Source organism: Novosphingobium barchaimii LL02 (genome assembly GCF_001046635.1).
Classification (GTDB): Bacteria; Pseudomonadota; Alphaproteobacteria; order Sphingomonadales; family Sphingomonadaceae; genus Novosphingobium; species Novosphingobium barchaimii.
Window position 1 is genome coordinate 335,933 of record NZ_KQ130453.1, and the last position, 22,823, is coordinate 358,755.

Consider the following 22,823-nt stretch of genomic DNA (forward strand, 5'->3'; position numbering starts at 1 on the left):
AAGTTGCCATCGCGCCAAGCGGCAAGACCTGTCTCGTTACCCTGCGGCGGCCGCTTGATGGTTCAAAGGTTAGCTTGGCAGGGAGGTTTTATTCCAGCAGCTACCTTGCACTCGGAATGAGGCAGCAGGCGTGGCGCCTTGACATGGGGTGCCTGACCCTGACCTGGCGAGATGGCGACCTACGTGGGACGCTTTTCCTGGATCCCACGGAGCGTCTGGCGGTGGCGCAATTGCGTGATCGGGTTCGATTGGGCGGGTGGTCTGGTCCCGGCGATGTGCGTGCCACCGTAGTTGTTGACGGCGGGCGCCATGAGGTAGGGCCTATTGTTCTCCCTACCCGGGACGACGGAAGTGATGACTGGCTTGAAGCGGGCCGATGGGTTGGGACGCTTCAGACCATGCTCGACGCGCACCCGGGTAGCGACCCCAAGCTCTCCATCGATGATTTGTCTAATGCTGGCACCTGGCTGAAACGCTTCCACGATTGCTACTCAGCCAGCACAATGCGTGTCGAGCACATTCCCAATGAGGATGATGATCCCACGCATGCGGTCATATACCGCCTTCGCTGCGACGTCGGCGAATGGTGCTTCTTCGCCATCGTCCGGCGTGAAGTGCCCGTCGACACGATCATCGACGGTCGGCGCACCCTTTTCATGAAGCCGGCGGAATTGCTCGAGGCTCATGTCATGAGAGGGGCTTGGGCCGATCACATAAACGTGATCTTGCCAGCCTACGAACGGCATGTTCGTGCCATGGGCGATCCGACGTACTTCTGGGACATTGGCGATTTGGAAGACTGGCTCGCAAGTAGGTTTCCGCCAGACGCGGAATGATGGTTAGAGGCACTCCTCAGCCATGTAATGCCGCCCTCAAGGGTAACAATCGCTCTGACGATCCGTCGTCGCAGATTTACATCGGCGTGCTAAAGAACCTGCGGTTGTGGCTATGGGATTACCTGGAAATTTCCCCCGAAAAATATCGGTGTTATGAAATCTTGATGATCCGGCACATACCCCGGCTTGTCTTAAAGAACACCGTTCAATCGGTCAGATCTTCAATGAATGCCGTAACTTTTGGCGAATTAAGAAATGAACAATAGCATGATAGTCCATATCCGCAACGAAGCCGACTATGAAGTAGCTATCGAGCGCCCCGAAGTGCTGTTTCACGCTGAAGGCGGTACGCCTGAAGCCGTTGAACGCGATACTCTCTCTACTCTCGTTGATCGGTATGAAGACGAAAACTATCCGATTGCCCCTCCGACGCCACTGGAGGCGGTTCTGTTCCGTATGGAACAGCAAATTTGACTGCTCGTGATCTAGAACCGATCTCGGGGTCACGACCTCGCGTGACCGAATGCCAACCGTCCCGGTGAAGTAAGAGCAGTTTTATGCGGAATCCCGCCTATAAAGTTCAACCTTGCGCGAGATGAACCGGTGGTCATCGGGCGCCATAGATGGTGCGAAACTGCGATTCTGCAGGTTCAATCTTGTTCCGCACTATCACCTTTTGATCAAGACCGTCACCCTGCGTCGAGCCGTCTCCGCCCGGAGCGCTTCGCCGCCATACTGCGCCGGGTCATGACATGACCGGACATACGGTGCAGGTTGGAGGAGGCCAATCCCACTCCCGCCCCTTTCAGGAAAGGTCCATGGCCGCTCGCGAGCGGGTTGGGTCGAAGCCAAAACTACGCCACTCGGTCATGCCGTTGTCACTAATGTGGGCAAGAGGCCTAACGAACAGAATCGCATGATGCGGTTCGATGACGAGGGACGCAGTTGCCAACCGAGCCGATCAGTCGCCTAGGCTGGATAAAGCTCGGCATCTTCTCCTCGCCGGTGCTGGTGTTCCAGGCGATCGAACTGCCCTGGCGCATGTTCCTGCCGCCTTTCTTCTCTGAAACCATCGGGCTGAGCCTTGTGGCCACGGGCGCCCTGATGATGTGGATACGTCTGTTCGACATGGTCGCCGATCCGCTCGTGGGCTGGGCCAGCGATCGCTTCCCCACCCGCTTCGGGCTGCGCCGGCCGTGGATGGTGGCCAGCCTGCCGCTGATCGTCGCGGGGACGTGGCACGTGTTCTTCGCCAGCCCCGGCACCGACATCTCCACGATCGCGGTATGGTGCGCGGCCATGCACCTGGGCTATACGCTGATGGTGGTGCCTCATGGTGGCTGGGGCCTGGAACTGTCGGACGACTATCACGAACGCACGCGGATCATGGGCGCCAAAGTGTGGTTCGCGGCGGCGGGAATGCCCCTGATTATCCTGCTGCCCGCTGTGTTGGAGCGCCTGTCCCTGGCGAACCGCGCCGGACAGGTGGCGACGATGGGATGGATCCTGATCCTGCTGGCCCCGCTGTCGGTGCTGCTTGTACTCTACGCGATCCCTGAGCCCGGCGGCAATCACACCGCCGCTAGACAGACCGCCAGCCCCGCTCGCCAGTTCGCCGCGATCCTCGCCGACCCCGCACTGGTCAAGGTGCTGGTGCTCTACGCTCTCGTCGGGCTGGCCGACGCGTCCAATGCCGGAACATTCGTGTTCTTCGTGGAGCGGGCGATTGGGCTGGACCGCATGGCCGGCATGCTGATGCTGATACAGTCGCTCGTTGCGCTGGTGGCGCTGCCCGTGTGGTTCTGCGTCAGCCGCCGGCTGGGCAAACGCGGGACACTTGTGCTGGTCTTCGCTTGGAACGCACTGCTGGCGCCGCTGGCTCTGCTGCTACCCGCCGGCAACGCCTGGTTACTCGGCGGTTTCCTGTGTCTGCGCAGCGTTTCGTGGGGCGCCGACTACATGCTGCTTCGCGCGCTGGTGGCCGATATCGCCGGGCGCAGAGGGCAGTCGGAAGGTGCGAGCCGGTCGGGCAGCTACTACGCGTTGTTCAACGTCACGCTCAAGCTGGCGGCCGGGCTTGGCATCGGTGCAGCGCTGTGGCTGCTGGCGCACGCGGGTTTCAGCCCTAGCGCTCCAAATGCTACGGCCGCGCTTGAAGCGGTGCGGCTGGTCTATGCGCTGCCATCGTGCCTGGCCGGGCTGGTCGGTGTTGCCATCACCCTGCTATACCCGTCCGAGCGACCGGCGCGTGTTCGCGATCCGTCGCTGGCGGTATCGCGGCCCATCCTTTAAGCGTTTCCCCATGGCCTCTGCCTCCTCCCCCATCGCGCCCACCGATGCCGATCTGCGCCAGCGGATATTGGCCGAGGCGATCGCACTGCTGGCATCAAACGGCATTCGCGGCGCGACGCTGCGCGACGTCGCGGGGCGCTGCGGGGTTGGCCTCGCGGCAATCTCGAGCCTGTTCGGCAACAAGGACGCCCTGATCACGGCGTGCTTCGCCGAAGTGGTGCGCGGCGACTTGGACAGGCTCGACACCATCGTCAACGAATGCGCGCAAATGGAAGTCACGGGCGACATCCTGCCCGCATTTCTATGGGTGGCCTGCGAGGAAGCGGGAGGTTCGCGTCGCACGCAGATGCTGGTGCTGCTCGAACTTCTGCTATCGGCCCCCGCCTCGCCGCAGTTCGCGGCTCTGTGCCGGGAATGGCTCGTCGCCCGGCGCGATGCGCTGCGCCGGGCGGGCGCGAGCGCCGACATCGATCCACTGGCGATGGACGTGCTGGGCCTTCACCTCTTGTCGGAAAGCAGCTTCGCGATCAGTTGCGCCGCGTCCGCCAGCTACCTCCACCTCGCGCGGGCCGGTTTCCTCGAAGCCGCACTGCTGCTTACCGGCCAGGAAAAGACACCGGAACCGTCGTCGGTCACGGCGCTGGCGAGGCGCTTCTTCGCCGATCCCGGCAGCAACCCGCCCAGCGAGGGCGCGGCGGCAAAAGGGCGGGGAGCGGAGAGCCGTGCCCGCATCGTCGACGCCGCCGCTTCGATTATCGAGGCGGACGGCCTTTCGGCGATCACCAACCGCGCCGTGGCGGACCGTGCCGGCGTGTCGCTTGCCCTGACCACCTACCATTTCAAGTCGATCGCAGACCTCTCGTTCAGCGGCATCCTCCGGGTTTTTGAAAAGGTCAACGCCGGGTTCACCAGCGCGCCCGCCGAGGCACCGCGAGTTATCGACACAGCGGAAAGGTTTCGCATCCGTCAGCCGACCGGCGTGGAGAAACTGGCGAGCCGCGGCATGGTCGAGATATCGATGGCGGCGGCGCGCGGAGTTGCCGATCCCTCGCTGGGCCTTGCGATCCGGCAGCAGCGCGGGACGATCACCTACGCCGGGCTCGACCAGGCCACGCGCCGGGACGTGACCCGGATGCGGGCGGCCTCGCACGCGCTATGGGCGTCGATGGGCCTGATGGTATCGGTCGCGGTTGAGGATATCGACGGGCTCTACGACCTGACGGCGATGGCACGAATCGCAGGCCGCCAACTGCTCGAAAAAAGCTGAACATTTGTTTTTGTAACGCCCCGTCCGGCTCTGTGGCGAGGTAGTGACCGTGCCGTGAAATAGCGGAATCAGAAATATTTCTGCTATTTTAGTAGGTTGCTGAGAACCTGCACATTTGTATGCATCTGTCACAAAAATTGTACATTCGTCTCGTAGGTGCCGCTCATCAGGTTCTGAGGAGTTTCACGGATGCACAGTAAACCAGTCAAAATGGCGCTCATGTATGGTGCTGCGTCAGCTGTACTTTTGTTTTCGCAAGCGGCCCATGCGCAGTCGGCGATGCCGATGGCGGGCGCCGATGCCGCCACGGCCGCAGGTGACGGCGCCGTCTCCGCCGCCGAAGCGCAGGGCGAAATCGTCGTTACCGCGCAGCAGCGCGAACAGCGCCTTGTCGACGTGCCGGTGCCGGTCACCGCGCTGTCGGGGAAACTGCTCGAAACCTTCAAGATACAGGGCATGGGGGAGCTTTCGCTCTACACCCCAGGCCTGCTGGTGCAGGAACAGAGCGTCCAGCGTTCGGGCTTCAACCTGCGCGGCATCACTGCCGACGATTCCAGCCCGGTGTCCGAACCGACCATCTCGGTCTTCGTCGACGGCATCGACAACAGCCGTCAGGGCGGCGCCATTTCCGAACTGCTCGACGTCGCCAACGTCCAGGTGATCCGCGGACCGCAGGGTACGCTGTTCGGACGCGGATCGGTGATCGGCGTGCTTTCAGTGGAAAGTCGCCGCCCCACCAATGATTTCTCCGCCTCGGTCAGCGCCGAAGTCGGCTCATACGACCTGTTCAACCTCACCGGCGTCGTCAACGCGCCGATCGTCGACGACAAGCTGGCGGTGCGCGCCGCGGTGCGCGTCAAGAAGCGCGACGGCACCGTGCGCAACCTCGCCATTCCCGGCGGCCGGCTCAACAGCATCGATACGTTTTATGGCCGGGGCACGATCCGCTTCACGCCAACCGAGCGGATCACCTCGGATCTGATCTTCACCTATCAGGAGGATCACCCCGACGCGACACAGTTCAAGTCGATCGTACTGGTCCCCGAGGGAGGCGACACCAGCCCCTTCACCGCCGCCGCGCAGGACCGCCCGGACCAGGGCATCGACCGCACTGTATTCGGCGTGACCTGGGACAACCAGATCGAGTTGAGCGACAGCCTTGCCCTGCGCTCCTTCACCGGCTTCCGCCGCGTCAAGGCGGCCGAGCGCTGGGACGGCGACGGCACCGGTTACGCTTTCGTCATCGGTGACCAGAACACTTTGCAGAAGCAGTACAGCGAGGAAGCGCGCCTTACCTGGACGCCTGATCCCAGCTTCACCTTGATCGCTGGTGGATCATGGTGGCACGAGAAGGTGGACGACACTATCGCGTTCGGCGTCAACGAGCAGTACCTGCTCGGCAGCTTCCCTTCGATCACCGCGCCGGACAAGCCGGTCGTCGCCGCGACCAGCTACATGGGCCTGCCGGTCACTTCGCTCAACTACAGCGGCATCACCCGGCTCAACGACCGGACCAGCCTGTCAGGCTACGTCAACGCCTCGAAGACCTTCTTCGACCGGCTGACGCTGGATGTGGGCCTGCGCTACACCCATGACGACGCCGGCACGTCCGCCTCGGCCGCACAGAGGACCGTCGGCGGCGTCGCCGGCATCGTCCACCCGGCGGGCATCTTCGGCAACAGCGGCGGCAACGTCTCGTCCTACAACCAGACCTTCGGCTTCTGGACCCCGCGCGGCGCGCTGTCGTTCAAGATCACGCCCGATCTCAACGTCTACTTTGGCGTGGCGCGCGGCGTTCGTTCCGGCGTGGTCGATGCCTCGTTCGGCACCAAAGCGATCCAGCCGGTGGCGACCTGGAACATCGTGAAGCCGGAAAAGGTGATGAACTACGAAGGCGGCATCAAGGCCAAGATCGGCCGCATCAACGCCGACCTCACGCTCTACAAGTACGATTATACAAACCTGCAGGTACGCGACACGTCCACCGTACAGGGCATCATCAACAGCGCGGGCAAGGCCAGCGGCAAGGGCGTGGAGGCGTCAGTGCGAGGACCGGTGCTGCCCGGTCTCGACCTGATCGCCAGCTATGCCTACAACGACAGCGGCTATACCTACTACGTAACAGCCGCGGGTGCCGACTATTCGGGCAACCAGTTCCGCCTCTCGCCGCACCACAAGGCTTCGTTGGCGGTCAACTACGAGCATTCGGTTAGCGACAGCATGGTCGGCCATGTCCGCGTGACGCAGTTCTACCAGTCCAAGACCTTCTTCAACGCCGACAACAAGCCCTACGAAACGCAGAAGGGCTATGCCGTGACCAACATAGGCGTGGGGCTGGGCGACGAGGCTGCGGGATGGAGCGTGGAAGGCTACGTCAATAACCTGTTTGACAAGAACTTCCTGCTGGACCTCGGCAATACTGGAAAGTCCTTCGGGACACCCACCGCGATCCGGGGAGAGCCGCGCGTCGCCGGTGTGCGCTTCCAGCAGGATTTCTGAGGCCGTCATGACCCACACCCCCAACCGCCGCCGCTTCCTTCAGGGCGCCGGGATCGCCGTGGCCGGATCGATGCTGCCCCCCAGCATCGCCCGCGCCCTGTCGATCCCCGCCGACCGCCGCACCGGCACGATCATGGATGTCCAGCACGTTGTCATCCTGATGCAGGAGAACCGCTCGTTCGACCACTATTACGGGTCGATGCGCGGGGTCCAGGGCTTTGCCGATCCGCACCCCGTGCCGCTACCTGCCAAGGAAGCCAGCGCCGAGCCGGGCAAGCGCCTGGTATGGGACCAGCGCGACAAGGAGGAGCGGTCGATCCCGCCCTTCCACCTGGATTCGCGCACTACTGCCGCGCTCAAGGTGCCGGACCTTCCGCATAGCTGGAAGGACGCCACCGGCGCGTCGCGCGGGGGGCGCTGGGACGACTGGATCGCCTGGAAGACTCCGCTGACGATGGGCCACTATCGGCGCGGTGACATTCCGTTCCAGTACGCGCTGGCAGAGGCGTTCACCATCTGCGACGCATATCACTGCTCGGTCCACGGCCAGACCAACCCCAATCGCCTGTTCGTGTGGGCCGGCGGCAACGACCCGAAGGGCAAGGGCGGCGGCCCGGTGACGGAGAATACCTCCGGCGTGGCGATGGACTACAAGGCCGTCGTCACCCCGGAGTTGAAAATGCAGGCCGAACGCTACAAGATCGACCTCACCAATTATGGCAAAGGCCCGCGCTACACCTACACAACGTATCCCGAAAGGCTGGAGAAGGCCGGGATCAGTTGGAAGGTGTACCAGGACCCGAAGGACAACTTCTGGGGCCTGACCAACCCGGCGGTGGCTTTCAAGGCCTACAATGATGCCAGGCCCGGCGAGCCGCTGCACGACAAGGCAATGGCCCGCGCAACGATCGAGGACCTCAAGGCCGACGCGCTGGCAGGCCGCCTGCCGCAGGTGATCTGGATCGCCTCGCCGCAAAGCGCCAGCGAGCACCCCGGAGGCTCCAGCCCGGTCGAAGGCGCGGACTTCACGGCTCGCGTGCTCGATGCGCTGACTGCCGATCCCAAGGTCTGGGCGCGCACCGTGCTGTTCCTCAACTTCGACGAGAACGACGGCTTCTTCGACCACGTCACCCCGCCGGCGCCCCCGGCGCTCAATCCCGACGGTAGCCGCTCGGGTGCATCGACGGTGGACTTCGCCGACGACATCCACAGCGACGGCCTGGCCTACGGGCTGAGCGTGCGCGTGCCGATGACGGTTGTATCGCCGTGGAGCACCGGCGGCTGGGTCAACTCGCAGGTGTTCGACCATACCTCGGTTATCCGCTTTCTCGAAAAGCGGTTCGGGGTGATGGAGCCTAATATCACTCCTTGGCGCCGTGCAGTATGCGGGGACCTGACTTCGGCCTTCGACTTCTCCAAGCCGGTTGCCGGTAAGCCCGTCCTGCCCGACACCAGCGATGCGATCGTCCGGGTGGAAGCGGCGCTGCGACTGCCCCAGCCAATGCCTCCCGCTCTAGGTCAGGCACTCTATCAGGAGGGGGGCACCAGACGCTCGCGCGCCTTGCCTTACGCCCCCTTCATCGAGGAAGTGCCGTCGACTTCCGGGATGGAACTCAGATTCCGCAACGAAGGTACCGCGACGATCGTTTACCAGGTGCACGACCTCAAAGATCTGGACCTGCCGCCTCGGCACTACACCGTGGAACCGGGCAAGGAATTGCGCGGGGTGTGGCCCGGCGCCGAATACCATATGCAGGTCCGCGGGCCGAACGGCTGGTTTCGCGAACTGGCCGGCGACACGCGATCCGGTCTCGTCACCTCGTTCCGCCAGGTGCCAAAGGACGAGATCATGATCCTACACATCGAGAACGCGGGCGCTGAGCAGATTTCGCTCGAATGCCGTGACCTGTTGTCGAAGCAGTCTGACCGGCATGTCGTCGCCCCTCGTGATGCCAAGGTGGTTCGCGCCTCCTTTGCAGAGGATTCAGGCTATTGGTATGATCTTGAGGTGGTTGATCCAGCTGGTCGGTTCCTGCGCCGCCTGAGCGGGCGCATGGAAACTGCCCGAGACTCGATTAGCCGGCCACGGGTTGTCTGATCAAAAGACGAGGCGCGGGGCACAAGGGCCATTTCAGGCAGATCGCCCCCGCCCGGTCCATATGCCGTCGTCCGAATGGAGACGGAGTCCATTTGTCGGGGCAAGGTTTTTCCCAGGCGGGTGACCTTGTACTGCACGCACGGAGCATTCCAATGGCGAAAGCCGGGTTACGCGACCCGCCTTTACTGCAATTGCCTCGCGCAATCGCGAGCCAATTCACGGAAAAGTCGTGCCTCGTTCCAAAAGGGTGAAGTCGACGCAGATGGCTTGACCTGAACCGTCTGATGATGCGGCGTCCAGCCGCTCCACCGCGCATTCAGCCATCCGGCCCACGTTTTGGTCAATGGTCGTGAGGTTATATCCCGGCCATCGAGAGGCGGGGATGTTGTCGAAACCGACGATTTGAGCATCACCTGGGATTGTCAGCCCTCCTTCGAGACGGAACGCGTCGATCACTCCGATGGCGGTAAGGTCGTTCACGCAGAAGATACCGTCGGGACGAACCGCCGCCGCCAGCATCTCGCGCCCCGCTGCGAGGCCGCCGTCATGATCGAGGCTTCCCGGCAGACACAGGGCAGCCGGCAGCCCGGCATCCTCGACTGCCGCGCAGAAGCCTGCCTGGCGGGCCCGCGATGCTATGCTGTCGGCGCCGATATAGGCGAGGCGTGTGGCTCCGCGCGATATCATGAGGTCCGCCGCAGCCCGGCCAGCGCTGGTGTTGTCGATTTCCACGACATGGATGTAGTCGGTGATGATGCCGGAATTGAGCGTCACAACCGGGATGCGGTGCGCCGAGATCGCATCAGCGGCCTCCTGCGAGAGGATCGACAGCGCGCTGACGACGCCATCGATCCGATAGCCGATGAGTTCGCCGACCATTTCATCCAGGGCGCGGTCGTTTTCGGCCTGGACCAGCATGATGCGTTTGCCGGCGGTTTGGATAGCCCGTGAAAATGCCTCCAGCGTTGCGGCGTGGAAGGGGTTGTAGGCGCCGCCGATGACCACCGCGACGATGCCCGAACGCCCTTGCACCATCATGCGCGGCAGGAGATTGGGCTGGTAACCCAATCGCGCTGCGGCTTCCTTCACCTTGGCGTGCAAGGCGGCCGAAATGCTGGCGCCCGGGGTGAAGGCCCGGGACACGGCGGACTGCGACACACCGGCGAGCCTGGCGACGTCATGCGAAGTGATCGGTCGGTCAGGCATTCGCGTCCTTATTTCCCGCTAGGCTTCAAGCCGGTGGCCGTATCGGCATCCGTGCCACTAGGAAAGGCGGTTTGCGCACGTCCCTTTCCCCATCAAGGCGGGCAAGGCGCGTCCTACTGGCCCAGCGTGACGTAAAGCGGTCCGGCCCCGGGATCGCGATCGTGGGCCGAAAGACCGGCTACGCAGCGCATTGCGGTCAGTCCAGATGCGGGGCTATCAGGGCGAGGTCGGCGGGCGAGAGCCGGTCGGAGGCGGTACTTTTCTGGTGCCAATAGGGATAGAGCAGCGGGGGCCGGCTTACCGTCTCCAGCTGGGCGATGTCGTCGGCGGTCAGCGTGATCTCCGCCGCTTTCAGGTTGTCTTCAAGCTGGGCGTCGGTGCGGGCACCGATTACCAGGCTCGAAATCGAGGGTCGGGTCAGCAGCCATGCCAGGGCAAGCTGCGCGGGCGTGGCATCGCCGCGCGTCTCGGAGATCCGCACCAGCGTTTCGATGATGTCGTAGAGCGCCTCGACGTCACGCACCGGCGGCTCGTCCCAGTTCGCCGCCTTGCGCGTTCCTTCCGGTTCGGGCTTGCCGCGGCGATACTTGCCCGAGAGCAATCCGCCCGCCAACGGCGACCAGACGACGGTGCCGACGCCTTGGTCCACGCCGATCGGCAGTAGTTCGTTTTCCGCCTCGCGCGCCTGGAGGGTGTAGTGGATTTGCTGGCCGACGGGCCGGATCAGCCCTTCGCGCTCCGCAGCGGCGATCATCTTCATGACGTGCCAGCCTGAGAAGTTCGACACGCCGACATAGCCGATCTTGCCGGCGCGGGTCAGGTCGTCGAACGCGGCGAGGGTTTCCTCGACCGGGGTGAGGCCGTCCCATTCGTGGCACCAGTACAGGTCGATATGATCGGTGCGCAGACGCTTGAGGCTGGCTTCGCAGGCGCGCACGATGTGGTGGCGCGACAGGCCGCGTTCGTTCGGGCCCTTGGTGCCAGTGGGAAAGCGGACTTTGGTGGCGAGGATCATCTTCTCGCGGCGGCCCCCGGCGAGCGCCTCACCGACGATCTCCTCGCACAGGCCGGCGGAGTAGATATCCGCCGTGTCGATGGAATTGACGCCGGCCTCCAGGCACATGTCGATCTGGCGGCGGGCACCGGCGACATCGGTATTGCCGGTCTTGGCGAATGCGCCCTGGCCGCCGAACGTCATGGTGCCCAGGGTCAGGGTCGAAATCTTCAGGCCGGAGCGGCCGAGCAGGCGATATTCCATGGTAGAATGTCCCTTCGTTGCTAGAGATCGTCGGGCGCGCCGCGCCGTGGCTTACAAGATCACCTGGAGATGGCCGACGAAGACGACGGCATCGGGCCGGCTTTCGTAGCCGCCGGGTCGTATGACATATTGCACCGCCGGGCGCACCAGCAGCCACGGCGCCACCTGCACGCCGTAGTTCAGCTCCCACAGTTCCTCGCTGGTCTGCGGCTCGTCGCCGTTCGCCGCCTGGTAGCGGGCCAGGCGCGAGTTGATGCGGGCCTTGGTCCAGCTCAGGCTGAGGATGTCGTCGGGACGGCTGGCCAGAATGCCGCGCCAGCTCGATCCCGCTTCGTAATAGGCCGGGATCAGGCCGGTATCTTTGTCTGCGATCGTGTAGACGCCGAATAGGGAGATGCCGCGCACGGTGCTTTCCTGAGGCTTCCAGATCTGTTGCGCCGCCTGGAAGATCGCGCCGGTGCGTCCCTTTTTGGTCTGGTCGGGGGCGCCCTGCAGCGCCGCGCGCGAGGTCTCGTAATAGCCGGTGACCTTGTAGGTTCCGGCATAGTCCGACGGCGTCTTGCCATGGACGTAGCCGACCTCGACCGGGAAGAACATGCCGCGCTCGCCGTCGAAATCGAAATCGAAGCCGTGCCCGGCCTGGTTCCTCAGAGTGTTGACGTCGAAGGCCGCGGCCTGGACGTACCAGCCACTAGGGTCGGACCACTTGATCCGTGCCCCCCATTGTCCGGTCGGGTCGTCGCGCCAGCCGCTGGAATAGACCGGGCCGAGCGGGTGGCCGCAGTTGCCGTTGTTCGTGAAGTTGCAGGTATAAGGCAGCTTGCCGAAATCATTGCCCATCGGATAGAACCCGGCCTTCACCGCCAGCCGATCGTCGGCAAAGGTCTGTTCCCAGCTCAGTTCGTTGAAGCGCACGTTCTTGCCCTGGCCGGTGAACGCCTGGTTCTGGATATAGGCGCCGGTGCGCCGGCTGTTGGTGGCATCGCCCAAGCGGTCCGTCACCACGATCCGCACGGTGCCGTGATCGACCCCGATGAGCTTGCCCATGTCGAGGTCCGCACCGATATTGATGCTGCTCACCACGTTGAGGCCGCTGCCCTTGTAGCCGCGCGTGTTGACCGCCGGTTCCACCACCCAGCGCCCGTTGAGGGTGACGCCATCGGCGGCCAGCTTTCTGCGCAGAGCCCAGTTGCGCAGCAATGGCTCCTGCTTCACGCTGTCCAGCGGGCCGCTCGCGGCGGCGGCGGGTTGCGCCATTGCAGCGCCATCGTCGCCGGCGTCGCTCGCGGCCGGGGGCGTTTGCGCGGTGGCATTGACGGGTTGGGCCGATGCCAGGGCCGGCACGCTGGCGGCCAGCGCGGCCAGGATCAGGCTGGTGCGCTTCATGCCAGGGTTGCCTTTGCATGGCGAAGACCGCCGCGCCGCAGCCGCCAGGCGACAATGCCGATGAGGATCAGGGCGAGCAACACCATGCCGGTGCGGGCCATCAGCAGGAGGATCGACAGCGAACTTTGCGAACGGGCGATCTCGACCTGCTTCTCGCTGATGGCGTCGCCGGGGCCGAACGTCTGGCGAAGAAACGTCCCGAGTTCGGCGATCTGCAGGTTGCTGAGAGGCTGAACGAACGAGTTTTCCCCGAAGCCGGGCATCAGCACATGACGGTCGCCGACGGTGCGATCGACCCCGTGCAGGATCACCGCGATCAGGTTGTTGGTACGCGAGGCGCCGACCGTACTGTTGTGGTGGAGCGAGGGGATCGCGCCATCGGGTGAACCGTCACCGTCGCGGCCGTGGCAGGCGGCGCACAGGCCGCTGTAAAGGCGGGCGCCTGCCATGGCGGGCTGTGTGCCGCCCCGGATCGCCGCCTCGAAAGTGCCGGACTTGCCGTAGCTGTAGGCAGGCTGCTTGTCGCCCTCGTCGCGCACGGCGGGAACAGTGGCGATGTAGGCGGCCATGGCATCGATGTCGGATCGCGTCAGTTTCGAGAAGCTGTGGGTCACGGCCTCGGCCATGTCGCCTGCGGCCTGCGCCTTGCCTGCAACGTGTCCGGTGGCCAGGTACTGGGCGATTTCAGCTTGCGACCAGCCGCCGATGCCGCTGATCTTGTCCGACGTGATGTTGGGCGCATACCACGCGCCGAGCGGACCGCCGGCAAGCGCGGAGCCTGTCTTTTCCTCCATCAGGAAGCCGCGCGGACTATGGCAGGTCGAGCAGTGCCCCAGCGTTTCGGCAAGATACCTGCCTCGGTTCCACTTCGCGTCGTGGCCCGGATCGACTTTCACCCGCTCGTCCTTGAGGAACAGGGCGTTCCAGGCCCGCATCGAGGTGCGGATGTTGAACGGGAAGGGCAGGCTGGTGGCCGGCGCCGTGCGATCAACCGGACGCACGCCCTTCATGAAGTAGGCATAGAGAGCGTGGACGTCCGTGTCGCTCAGTCCGGCATAGGAGGTGTAAGGCATGGCCGGGTACAGGGGCGCGCCGTCGCGCCGGATGCCCTGGCGCAGGGCGCGGGCGAACTCGGCTTCGGAATAGGCGCCGATGCCGTGGGTGCGCGAAGGCGTGATATTGGTGGAATAGATGCTGCCCAGCGGCGATACGATGGGATAGCCGCCGGCCATCTCGGCGCCTTCCCTGCCTGGCGCCGATGCGGGGGCATTGTGGCAGGCGGCGCAGTCGCCGGCGGTGGCGACATAGCGTCCGCGCTCGATTTCCGCTGCGGTGAAGCGGGACTGCGCGGTAGGCTGCGCCTGCGCCGCCAGCGGCGCGGCAAGCGAAAGCAGTGCGGCTGAAAGGATCGCGAGGGCTCTCATGCCGCCAGGCTCCGCGAGATCGAATCCGCAGCCTTGATGCCAAGCGCCGCCATGGTCAGCGTGGAATTGACCACGCTGGCCGAAGGGATCGCGCCGCCGCCCGGCAGCCACAGGTTGGCATGGTCATGGGCCCGGCAATCGCCATCCACGACGGAATCGCGCTTGTCTGACCCCATGATGACGGCGCCCATGATGTGGTTGTTGGCGTTGAGGTCGGTGGTGATGTGGAATTCGTCGGCGTTGAACAGCTTGCCGATGTGTTCAAGCTGCTCGCAGGCCTTGTCGTAGCCCTTGCGGGCATAGTCGCCCAGTTCGTATGCGATGTCGGGGGAGGGCAGGCCCAGCCCGTCGCGCCGGGTCTTGGACAACGTCAGCCGGTTGGCGGGATTGGGCAGCGGCTCCAGGCTGATCGACAGGTCGACGCCATAGGCGGCGCGGCGGCGGATTTCGGTGTCGAGCGCCTCGCCTACAAGGCCCATCGCCAACGCCTTCTTGGTTGCGTTGTGGATCTGGCTGATGTTGTTGAGGATGATCTTGTTCGCCGAGTATTCCGAGCGGAACGCCCCGTCGCGCGGGCCCACCATGCAGCTCGACTGGGCCGGGCCGCGGCCGAGCCAGATCGGGCGGTCGGCCAGGAAAGTGCAGTGGAAGCCGGAGTGGTCCATCATGTTGCGCCCGACCTGGTCGGAGCTGTTGGCGATGCCGCGCGGATTGCGTGCGTTCGCCGCGAGCAGCAGCAGGCGCGGGGTCTCCACGCTGTTGCAGGCAATGACGAAGGTTTTGCCCGTGGCTTTGTGGCTGACCTTGTCGGCATCGTACCAGTGGACTGCGGTGATGCGGTTGTTGTCGTCGGTGTCGATCTTGTAGACCACCGATTCAGCCAGAACCTTGGCGCCCTTGCGTTCGGCCGATTCCACCGAATGGATACCGTTGTACATCGCTCCGATCGGGCAGATGGGCTGACAGTTGTTATTGCCGCAGCAGGCCGGGCGGTCTTTCCAGGGCTTGACCATTCGGCCTTGCGGGATCGGTACCAGATTGTAGCCATGCGGGTTTACCACTTCAGCGAACGCGGTGTCGCCGTGACCCCAAGGTACCATGTCTGAAGGATAGGGCCGGCTGCGCTCCGGCGGTGACTGGCGCGCAGGGTCGTGAGGACCGGAGACGCCCATCGCCTCCTCCGCGCGGCAATAGTAAGGTTCGAGATCGTCGTAGCTGATCGGCCAGTCGCGCCCCACGCCATAAGTGGACTGCATCTTGAGGTCGACCGGCAGATGGCGCCAGCACGACGCTGCCCAGTGCCACGTGGTGCCGCCCACGGCACGGATATAGCCTTGCTTGAAGCCCTTGGCGTCGGGCCCTGTCAGGTGGATGTAGTCGTTCGCCGGCCAATAGAGCGGTGCGGTGGCATGGGGTGATTGCGGATAGGGGCCCTGGAAATCGTTGCCGGCCCGCCGTTCGAAACTGAAGTTGCGCCAGTTTTCGACCACGTCCGCGCGGTTGAGGCGCGGGCCGGCTTCCAGCACCAGGACCGCATGACCTTCGCCAGCCAGCTGATCCGCGATCAATGCCCCGACAACGCCGGAACCGACGATCACCACGTCTGCGGCGGCATCGCCGTCGATGAAATCAACTTCCCTCATTTCTGCGACTTTCCTGCAGTTTGTCTGGCGCCGTTCGGGCGGGCAGCAGTGCCTGATATCTCCACCGAGGGCGGCGACGCGGTCCACCAGGCGGGACCGCCAAGCTGATAGGTTGGCGGGAACAGGGCGTCCGCGACCGGCCGGTTCATCAGCGCGTCGGCATAGGCAATGGCTTGCGCGGACACTCCGGTGCCGACGGTGCCGGTGTACCAGGCGGCGACGATGGCCAGCGCCGCCTCGTGCTGGGCCGGAGTAGTGGCATCCAGCAGGGCGGTGGGGTTGGGGTGCTGGCGGGCCAGCGCGGCGAGCGCGGCAAACGTGGCCGCGATGTCCGGGAAAAGCTGACGAAACGCCTGTGCGGTCCTTGCAGCGATGACAGGATCGAGGTCGGGATGACCCGTGATCGCCTGCGACAGCGCGAGGAATACCGGATCCTCGGGCACCGCGACGACGCCTTCGGCGCCATCGATTTGCGATGGCGCCGTTCCGTGGCACGCAGCGAGCATCAGGCTCACCGCCGTGCCGATAGCAAACGCACGGCGCGTCATGCCGCTGGCAATATCTCCGGTTCCCTCGAAAGCGAGATCACTTGCCTGATCCATCGAACTGCCTCCACGATGAGGCAGCAGGCCAAAAGGCAGGCTAACCCCAGCGGTCATAAGAAATTTAATCGGGCCAATGCCCGCCGATCGCATTATCCGACCGTAACGCACGGTGTTCTGGCACCGGGTACGTCATGCCATGGGGGATCGGTCTTCCAAAGTTATGGATTTTGGCCGAAAACCGATCCGTCATGGTTGCCGGCCTTATCGCATCGCGATGCAAAGGCCCCACAATGCTATTGGCGTACGGCCATAAAGTATTTTATGGCAGGACATGTCCTTGCAACGTCTACGCACTTTCATCGAAGTCTATCGGCACGGTTCGATCAGTGCTGCCGCGCGTGCGCTTGACCTTTCCCAGCCCGCAGTCTCGCAGCATGTCGCCGGGCTTGAGGGGACGATCGGGCGGTCTTTATTCGAAAGGCGCAATCAGGGCGTCGTACCGACCGCAGCCGCGCATGAACTGGCGAAAGACCTTGGCGATCGTCTTGATGCGGCTGAAATGGCTCTGGCAGCGGCGCGGGTTCGGTCGGAAGAACTGGCCGGGACAATCCAGATCGTCGGCCAAAGCGACTTTCTCTCTGAATTCGTGACGCCGCACCTGCTGCCGCTGCTGGACAGCGGAATGCTCGTACGGCTTCATGCGGCTGGGCCCGGTCAGCTAGAGCAATTGCTTCTCGATGGGCACTGCGACCTCGGAATTTCGGGTTTCGTGGTGAACGACAAGCGCTTGCGCAGCGAAAAACTACTGCGCCAACGCGTTCGTGCGGTGGCGGCACCCGCAGTCGTTGCGGAGATCGAGAAGGCGGCCGATCTTGAAGCGGGGCTGCAATCGCAGCCGCTGCTGGCTTATACATTCGAACGATCGCTGGTCGATTTCTGGGCGAGCAGGCAGGCGATCACGGTAGGGACGAAACCGGTCGCCTTCATGGCGCATAATCTTCACGCGCTGCGAACGCTGGCCATGAGCGGCTATGGCTGGACTGTGATGCCCGAGTATTTCTGTCGGTCCCAGATCGCGGAGGGGCGGCTGCGAGCCATTGCCGGGCCTATGGAGGACCCCTTGATGTCCTACTACCTGGTCTGGGCTCCCAGTGCGCTTCGCAATCCCAGAACTGCGAGCGCGCGCCAGGAACTCATCCGTAGTTTTCATGCCATGGAACCGTGGGGCGTGGAAGGCGACGTCAATGCAGCTTCAGGCGCGGTCGAACGATTCGGTTGACGTGACCGACGGTGATCAGCGCCGCGCCCTTGATCCATCCGTGAATGGCGATCAGATGCATCCGGTAAAGCGAGAGGTAGATGAATCGGGCCAGCCGTCCTTCCACCGCCAGCTTGCCGCCGACGAGATTACCCATCAGCGACCCTACGGTGGAGAAGCGGCTGAGCGACACTAGCGACCCGTGGTCCTTGTAGACGAATGGAACGGGGGCCTTGTCTGTCATGAGGCGCTTGAGATTGTCGAAGACCACGTCGGCCATCTGGTGGGCGGCCTGCGCGCGGGGCGGCACCGGACGTTCCTCGCCGGGCAGCAGGCAGAAGGCGCAATCCCCCATGGCGAATATGCGTTCATCTGTGATCGATTGCAGGGTCGGGCGCACGACGACCTGTCCCGATCGGGCGAGTTCCAGCCCATCGAGCCCGCCAGCGATAGGCACCGCCTTTACGCCGGCGGCCCAGACCTGAAGGTCCGCCGTGATGACTTCCCCCTGACGGGTATCCATGCCTTGCGCAGTGGAGGCAGTCACTTGCGTGTCGGTGAGCACGCGGACGCCCAGGGCTTCCAGTTCATGGTGCGCGGCGGCAGCAAGCCGCTCGGGCAGGGCGGGCAGGATGCGCGGGCCAGCCTCGATCAGGGTCACTTCCAGGCGGCTGCCGTCGAACACTTCAAGCCCGTAATAGCCGAGCGCTTCGGCTGCGTTGAAGAGTTCCGCCGCCAGTTCCACGCCGGTCGCGCCGCCGCCCACGATCGCGATCCGCACCCGCGCGTTGTCGGAAGGGCTGGCCGTCATTGCGCGCGAAACCCGCAGGCACTGGTCCAGCAGGCGGTCGCGGAAGGCGTCTGCCTGCTTGTGACTGTCGAGGAAGGTGCAGTTGTCCGCGACGCCGGGGGTGCCGAAGTCGTTGGTGACCGAGCCGTAGGCCAGTACCAGATAGTCGTAGCGGATGACGTGAGCGGCCACGACTTCGTTGCCCTTGTCGTCGTTGACCGGGGCAAGATGGACCTGGCGCGCCGTACGGTCGATCGACGCCAGCGAGCCGTAGAAGTAGCGATAGCCCCAGCGGTGGCAGTGGCTGCGATAGCCCACTTCATCCATGTTGGCGTCGAGTGAACCGGTTGCAACTTCGTGAAGCAGGGGCTTCCAGATATGGGTTCTGGTGCGATCGACGAGGATGATGTCGTGGTGCTTTCGCCCGTATCGCCTACCTAGCTTGGCAGCCAGTTCGAGGCCTGCCGCACCGCCACCGACGATCACGATCTGGATCTTGCCGGCTTTCATAATCTACTCCTGATGGTGGTGGCCGAATGACTGGCAATCGAGGCGCTGTGCTGATGCCGCATTTTCTGCCGAGTTATGTTGTGTCTGGCCGCAAGCTTGGTGATCGACGGAATTTTGGCCCAGACGCAATGATCGCCCGCTCCTGCAAAAAGGAAAGCCGACCACAAGGGTCGGCTTTGAAAGTTTTGGGAGAGGATGCCTGAAAGGCGGTCGCGTTCTCGACCATGCTGCAATGCAGCACAAGTGTGTACTTTGCACCCGCGAATTCACCATTAGCAACAGACCGGCGTGGAAGGTCCTTACCACCTTGAAGGACAACAGAAAAACAGACCAGGTGACGACTTCCCGCGAACTGACCATGGCCTTTGGCCGGATAGCCAACCAAAACTTCATTATCGGCCCAACCGGCAAAGACCGGGCCGTGCAGTATTGGCGTTTTTCATAATGGCAATTCGGCACCCCTGCTTGCGAGCAATTCTCAACCGCTCCAGGTGCCATCCCAAACGCCATTTTTGTCGGCATTCGGTGCCTTGCCAGCCCGGCTTGGTTGGCTTACCGGGACCCCATCTGTCTCCACGCCGGTCAATGTTTTCGGAACGCAGCGCCGAATCCGGGTCCGTGCACCTCATGATGTTGGGATTACGATGAGCGTATATCAAGATTACCTGGCCGAAATCAAAACCCGCGAAGCTGAAGGGCTTGCTCCCAAGCCGATCGACGACGGCAAGCTGATCGCTGAAATTATCGCTCTCATCACGGATGCCGGCAGCGCGCACCGCGCCGATGCCCTCAAGTTCCTCGTCTACAACACTCTGCCCGGCACCACGAGCGCGGCTGTCGTCAAGGCGGCGTTCCTGAAGCAGGTCATTCTGGGCGAAACGATCGTCCCGGAAATTACCCCGACTTTCGCCCTGGAACTGCTTTCGCACATGAAGGGCGGCCCCTCGGTCGAAGTGCTGCTCGACATTGCCCTTGGCGATGACGCCGCAATCGCAGCACGCGCAGGCGACGTGCTGCAGACCCAGGTCTACCTCTATGACGCTGACATGTTCCGCCTGCGCGATGCCTTCAAGGCCGGCAATGCGGTCGCCAAGGCCGTTCTGGAAAGCTACGCCAAGGCGGAGTTCTTCACCAAGCTCCCCGAAGTAGAGGACGAGATCAAGGTCGTGACCTTCATCGCCGGCGAAGGCGATATCTCGACCGACCTGCTCTCGCCGGGCAATCAGGCGCACTCGCGCTCGGACCGCGAACTGCACGGCCAGTGCATGATCACGCCCGAAGCACAGCAGCAGATCGTGGCGCTGAAGGCCCAGCACCCCGACAAGCGCGTGATGCTGATCGCCGAAAAGGGCACGATGGGCGTTGGCTCGTCGCGCATGTCCGGCGTCAACAACGTGGCGCTGTGGACCGGCAAGCAGTCCAGCCCCTACGTGCCGTTCGTCAACTTCGCCCCGGTCGTCGCTGGCACCAACGGCATCTCGCCGATCTTCGCGACCACCGTCGACGTGACCGGCGGCATTGGCGTCAACCTGAAGAATTGGGTCAAGAAGGTCGGCGAAGACGGGAAGCCCATCATCAACAATGACGGCAACCCGGTCCTCGAACAGGCTTTCTCGGTCGAAACCGGCACCGTCCTGAAGATCGACGTCAAGGGCAAGACCCTGCGCGACGAGAACGGCAACGAACTAGTCGATATAGCCGCCGCCTTCACGCCCCAGAAGATGGAGTTCATGAAGGCCGGCAGCTCCTATGCCATCGTCTTCGGCAAGAAGCTGCAGACCTTCGCCGCCGAGACCTTGGGCGTCGAGGCGACCCCGGTCTACGCTCCGAACAAGGAAATCACCGAAGAAGGCCAGGGCCTGACCGCGGTCGAGAAGATCTTCAACCGCAACGCCGTCGGCGTGACGCCGGGCAAGGTGTTGCACGCCGGTTCTGACGTGCGCGTCAAGGTGAACATCGTTGGTTCGCAGGACACCACCGGCCTGATGACCGCGCAGGAGCTTGAGGCGATGGCGGCTACCGTCATCTCGCCGATCGTGGACGGCGCCTATCAGTCGGGCTGCCACACGGCATCCGTCTGGGACAAGAAGGCGCAGGCCAACATCCCGAAGCTCATGTCCTTCATGAACAACTTCGGCCTGATCACCGCGCGCGATCCCAAGGGCGTCTACCACGCGATGACCGACGTGATCCACAAGGTCCTGAACGACATCACCGTGGACGATTGGGCGATCATCATTGGCGGCGACAGCCACACCCGCATGTCCAAGGGCGTGGCCTTCGGTGCAGACTCCGGCACCGTGGCGCTGGCGCTGGCCACCGGCGAGGCGACCATGCCGATTCCTCAGTCGGTGAAGGTGACGTTCAAGGGCTCGATGCAGCCGCACATGGACTTCCGCGACGTGGTGCACGGCACCCAGGCGCAGATGCTCAAGCAGTGCGGCGACAACGTGTTCCAGGGCCGGATCATCGAAGTCCACCTCGGCACGCTGCTGGCCGACCAGGCCTTTACGTTCACCGACTGGACGGCCGAAATGAAGGCCAAGGCCTCGATCTGCATCTCGCAGGACGAGACGCTGATCGAGTCGCTGGAAATCGCCAAGTCGCGCATCCAGATCATGATCGACAAGGGCATGGAAAATGCCGCCGGCACGCTTCGCGGCCTGATCGCCAAGGCCGATGCCCGCATCGCCGAGATCCGTTCGGGCGAGAAGCCAGCGCTGGCTCCCGACGCCAATGCGAAGTACTTCGCTGAGGTCGTTGTCGACCTGGACCTGATCGACGAGCCGATGATCGCCGACCCCGACGTGAACAACGCCGACGTGTCCAAGCGCTACACCCACGATACGATCCGCCCGGTTTCGTACTACGGCGGTACCAAGAAGGTCGATCTCGGCTTCGTTGGCTCGTGCATGGTGCACAAGGGCGACATGAAGATCGTCGCGCAGATGCTCAAGAACATCGAGAAGACCGAAGGTACGGTCGCGTTCAAGGCGCCTCTCGTCGTCGCGGCTCCGACCTACAACATCATCGACGAGCTCAAGGCGGAAGGGGATTGGGAAATCCTCCAGAAGTACTCGGGCTTCGAATTCGATGACGTAAAGCCGAAGACCTCCACCCGCGTAGAGTACGAGAACATCCTCTATCTCGAACGCCCCGGCTGCAACCTGTGCATGGGCAACCAGGAGAAGGCGGAAAAGGGCGACACCGTCCTCGCCACCTCCACCCGCCTGTTCCAGGGCCGCGTCGTCGAGGACAGCGCCGAGAAGAAGGGCGAATCGCTCCTGGCTTCGACCCCCGTCGTGGTGCTGTCGGCTATCCTCGGCCGCACGCCGAGCACCGAGGAATACAAGGCTGCCGTCGTCGGGATCGATCTGACCAAGTTCGCTCCGCCAAAGAGCCCTGTGATCGACCCCAAGTCCGTTCAGTTCTAAGACTCGGACTGGATCGGTCAGCACTTACACGCGTCCTTAGAAGCGGCGGCGTATGCGGTTCGCATGCGCCGCCGCTTCGGGTCGACTGGTGATTTCGGGCTCACATCGTCCCAAGCCAATCTCGGGCCGGTTGCGATATGTCCCAGAAGCACGTGCACCTGATGGAGGTGCGGCCGCTGACGATGTCGGACGCCGCGACCATCAACCATTCCGTGCATGTCTTGGGGTATCAAAGCGTGTCCCAGGTCACCCGCGAATATGGACGGATGGTCGGTCAGACACCGGCCCACGGCATCAAAGAGGCAAGGCACCGAAAGCGCACGGGACGACCCTGCTGCGGGCGCGGGTCTGTCCATTCCTTTAAGCCTTGACGCAGA

The 22,823-nt window shown here is 63.5% G+C and carries 16 protein-coding genes; 9 read left to right on the top strand and 7 right to left on the bottom strand.

All coding sequences use genetic code 11. From position 1 onward, the window contains the following. The first annotated feature begins 398 nt into the window (after positions 1-398). From V474_RS26525 to V474_RS08400, 6 genes are all read left to right on the top strand, one after another. Positions 399-836: a hypothetical protein gene (locus V474_RS26525; protein WP_236710946.1), complete on the top strand. Its 438-nt coding sequence runs from the start codon at positions 399-401 to the stop codon at positions 834-836. A gap of 267 nt (positions 837-1,103) precedes the next feature. After that, positions 1,104-1,310: a helix-turn-helix domain-containing protein gene (locus V474_RS25535; RefSeq protein WP_148649330.1), complete on the top strand. Its 207-nt coding sequence runs from the start codon at positions 1,104-1,106 to the stop codon at positions 1,308-1,310. A gap of 471 nt (positions 1,311-1,781) precedes the next feature. Then, on the top strand, positions 1,782-3,128 hold the full coding sequence (locus V474_RS08385; RefSeq protein WP_059151070.1) for an MFS transporter: 1,347 nt from the start codon (positions 1,782-1,784) through the stop codon (positions 3,126-3,128). 10 nt (positions 3,129-3,138) lie between these two features. Then, positions 3,139-4,395 (top strand): TetR/AcrR family transcriptional regulator, encoded by a 1,257-nt coding sequence (locus V474_RS08390; RefSeq protein WP_059151071.1) that lies wholly within the window; start codon positions 3,139-3,141, stop codon positions 4,393-4,395. Positions 4,396-4,680: 285 nt separating this feature from the next. Next, positions 4,681-6,894 carry a TonB-dependent receptor gene (locus V474_RS08395; RefSeq protein ID WP_169795040.1) on the top strand — a complete coding sequence of 738 codons (2,214 nt, stop codon included), beginning with the start codon at positions 4,681-4,683 and terminating at the stop codon, positions 6,892-6,894. A gap of 7 nt (positions 6,895-6,901) precedes the next feature. Then, entirely contained in the window at positions 6,902-8,992 is a 2,091-nt protein-coding gene (locus V474_RS08400; RefSeq protein WP_059151073.1) for a phosphocholine-specific phospholipase C, read from the top strand. Positions 8,993-9,208: 216 nt separating this feature from the next. Here V474_RS08400 and V474_RS08405 read toward each other — a convergent pair whose 3' ends face one another. The 6 genes from V474_RS08405 to V474_RS08430 form a co-directional block, all read right to left on the bottom strand. Continuing rightward, complete coding sequence (locus V474_RS08405; protein ID WP_059151074.1) at positions 9,209-10,198, bottom strand: LacI family DNA-binding transcriptional regulator; 990 nt, start codon at positions 10,196-10,198, stop codon at positions 9,209-9,211. A 196-nt stretch (positions 10,199-10,394) separates the two neighbouring features. Beyond that, positions 10,395-11,456 (bottom strand): aldo/keto reductase, encoded by a 1,062-nt coding sequence (locus V474_RS08410; RefSeq protein WP_059151075.1) that lies wholly within the window; start codon positions 11,454-11,456, stop codon positions 10,395-10,397. Positions 11,457-11,507: 51 nt separating this feature from the next. After that, the gene (locus V474_RS08415; protein WP_059151076.1) at positions 11,508-12,842 is read right to left on the bottom strand and encodes a carbohydrate porin; all 1,335 of its coding nucleotides are present in this window, start codon (positions 12,840-12,842) and stop codon (positions 11,508-11,510) included. Further along, a complete protein-coding gene (locus V474_RS08420; RefSeq protein WP_082699670.1) occupies positions 12,839-14,266 on the bottom strand; it encodes a cytochrome c in 1,428 nt (475 codons plus the stop codon). The genes V474_RS08415 and V474_RS08420 overlap by 4 nt, the downstream gene beginning before the upstream one ends. Further along, positions 14,263-15,909, bottom strand: a complete 1,647-nt coding sequence (locus V474_RS08425) for a GMC family oxidoreductase (RefSeq protein ID WP_059151077.1) — start codon at positions 15,907-15,909, stop codon at positions 14,263-14,265. The genes V474_RS08420 and V474_RS08425 overlap by 4 nt, the downstream gene beginning before the upstream one ends. After that, positions 15,906-16,511, bottom strand: coding sequence for a sugar dehydrogenase complex small subunit (locus V474_RS08430; protein ID WP_201786012.1), 606 nt, complete (start codon positions 16,509-16,511; stop codon positions 15,906-15,908). The genes V474_RS08425 and V474_RS08430 overlap by 4 nt, the downstream gene beginning before the upstream one ends. A gap of 274 nt (positions 16,512-16,785) precedes the next feature. On the opposite strand from V474_RS08430, the gene V474_RS08435 reads away from it, so the two are divergent. Further along, positions 16,786-17,733, top strand: a complete 948-nt coding sequence (locus V474_RS08435) for a LysR family transcriptional regulator (RefSeq protein WP_082699671.1) — start codon at positions 16,786-16,788, stop codon at positions 17,731-17,733. Here the strand turns inward: V474_RS08435 and V474_RS08440 are convergent. After that, complete coding sequence (locus V474_RS08440; RefSeq protein ID WP_148649331.1) at positions 17,696-19,012, bottom strand: NAD(P)/FAD-dependent oxidoreductase; 1,317 nt, start codon at positions 19,010-19,012, stop codon at positions 17,696-17,698. The genes V474_RS08435 and V474_RS08440 overlap by 38 nt on opposite strands. Before the next feature lie 307 nt (positions 19,013-19,319). Between V474_RS08440 and V474_RS26170 the strand changes: the two genes are divergently transcribed. Together V474_RS26170 and V474_RS08450 are read left to right on the top strand one after the other, a co-directional pair. Further along, positions 19,320-19,457, top strand: a complete 138-nt coding sequence (locus V474_RS26170) for a hypothetical protein (RefSeq protein WP_169795041.1) — start codon at positions 19,320-19,322, stop codon at positions 19,455-19,457. 199 nt (positions 19,458-19,656) lie between these two features. Continuing rightward, the gene (locus V474_RS08450) at positions 19,657-22,446 is read left to right on the top strand and encodes a bifunctional aconitate hydratase 2/2-methylisocitrate dehydratase (protein ID WP_059151080.1); all 2,790 of its coding nucleotides are present in this window, start codon (positions 19,657-19,659) and stop codon (positions 22,444-22,446) included. Positions 22,447-22,823: the final 377 nt, after the last annotated feature.

Excerpts from the sequence above, each read along its gene's own strand:
- V474_RS26525 (WP_236710946.1), top strand. The coding sequence starts at position 399 with ATGCTCGACGCGCACCCGGGTAGCGACCCCAAGCTCTCCATCGATGAT.
- V474_RS25535 (WP_148649330.1), top strand. The coding sequence starts at position 1,104 with ATGATAGTCCATATCCGCAACGAAGCCGACTATGAAGTAGCTATCGAG.
- V474_RS08390 (WP_059151071.1), top strand. The coding sequence starts at position 3,139 with ATGGCCTCTGCCTCCTCCCCCATCGCGCCCACCGATGCCGATCTGCGC.
- V474_RS08395 (WP_169795040.1), top strand. The coding sequence starts at position 4,681 with ATGGCGGGCGCCGATGCCGCCACGGCCGCAGGTGACGGCGCCGTCTCC.
- V474_RS08400 (WP_059151073.1), top strand. The coding sequence starts at position 6,902 with ATGACCCACACCCCCAACCGCCGCCGCTTCCTTCAGGGCGCCGGGATC.
- V474_RS08405 (WP_059151074.1), bottom strand. The coding sequence starts at position 10,198 with ATGCCTGACCGACCGATCACTTCGCATGACGTCGCCAGGCTCGCCGGT.
- V474_RS08410 (WP_059151075.1), bottom strand. The coding sequence starts at position 11,456 with ATGGAATATCGCCTGCTCGGCCGCTCCGGCCTGAAGATTTCGACCCTG.
- V474_RS08415 (WP_059151076.1), bottom strand. The coding sequence starts at position 12,842 with ATGAAGCGCACCAGCCTGATCCTGGCCGCGCTGGCCGCCAGCGTGCCG.
- V474_RS08420 (WP_082699670.1), bottom strand. The coding sequence starts at position 14,266 with ATGAGAGCCCTCGCGATCCTTTCAGCCGCACTGCTTTCGCTTGCCGCG.
- V474_RS08425 (WP_059151077.1), bottom strand. The coding sequence starts at position 15,909 with ATGAGGGAAGTTGATTTCATCGACGGCGATGCCGCCGCAGACGTGGTG.
- V474_RS08430 (WP_201786012.1), bottom strand. The coding sequence starts at position 16,511 with ATGGATCAGGCAAGTGATCTCGCTTTCGAGGGAACCGGAGATATTGCC.
- V474_RS08435 (WP_082699671.1), top strand. The coding sequence starts at position 16,786 with ATGTCCTTGCAACGTCTACGCACTTTCATCGAAGTCTATCGGCACGGT.
- V474_RS08440 (WP_148649331.1), bottom strand. The coding sequence starts at position 19,012 with ATGAAAGCCGGCAAGATCCAGATCGTGATCGTCGGTGGCGGTGCGGCA.
- V474_RS08450 (WP_059151080.1), top strand. The coding sequence starts at position 19,657 with ATGAGCGTATATCAAGATTACCTGGCCGAAATCAAAACCCGCGAAGCT.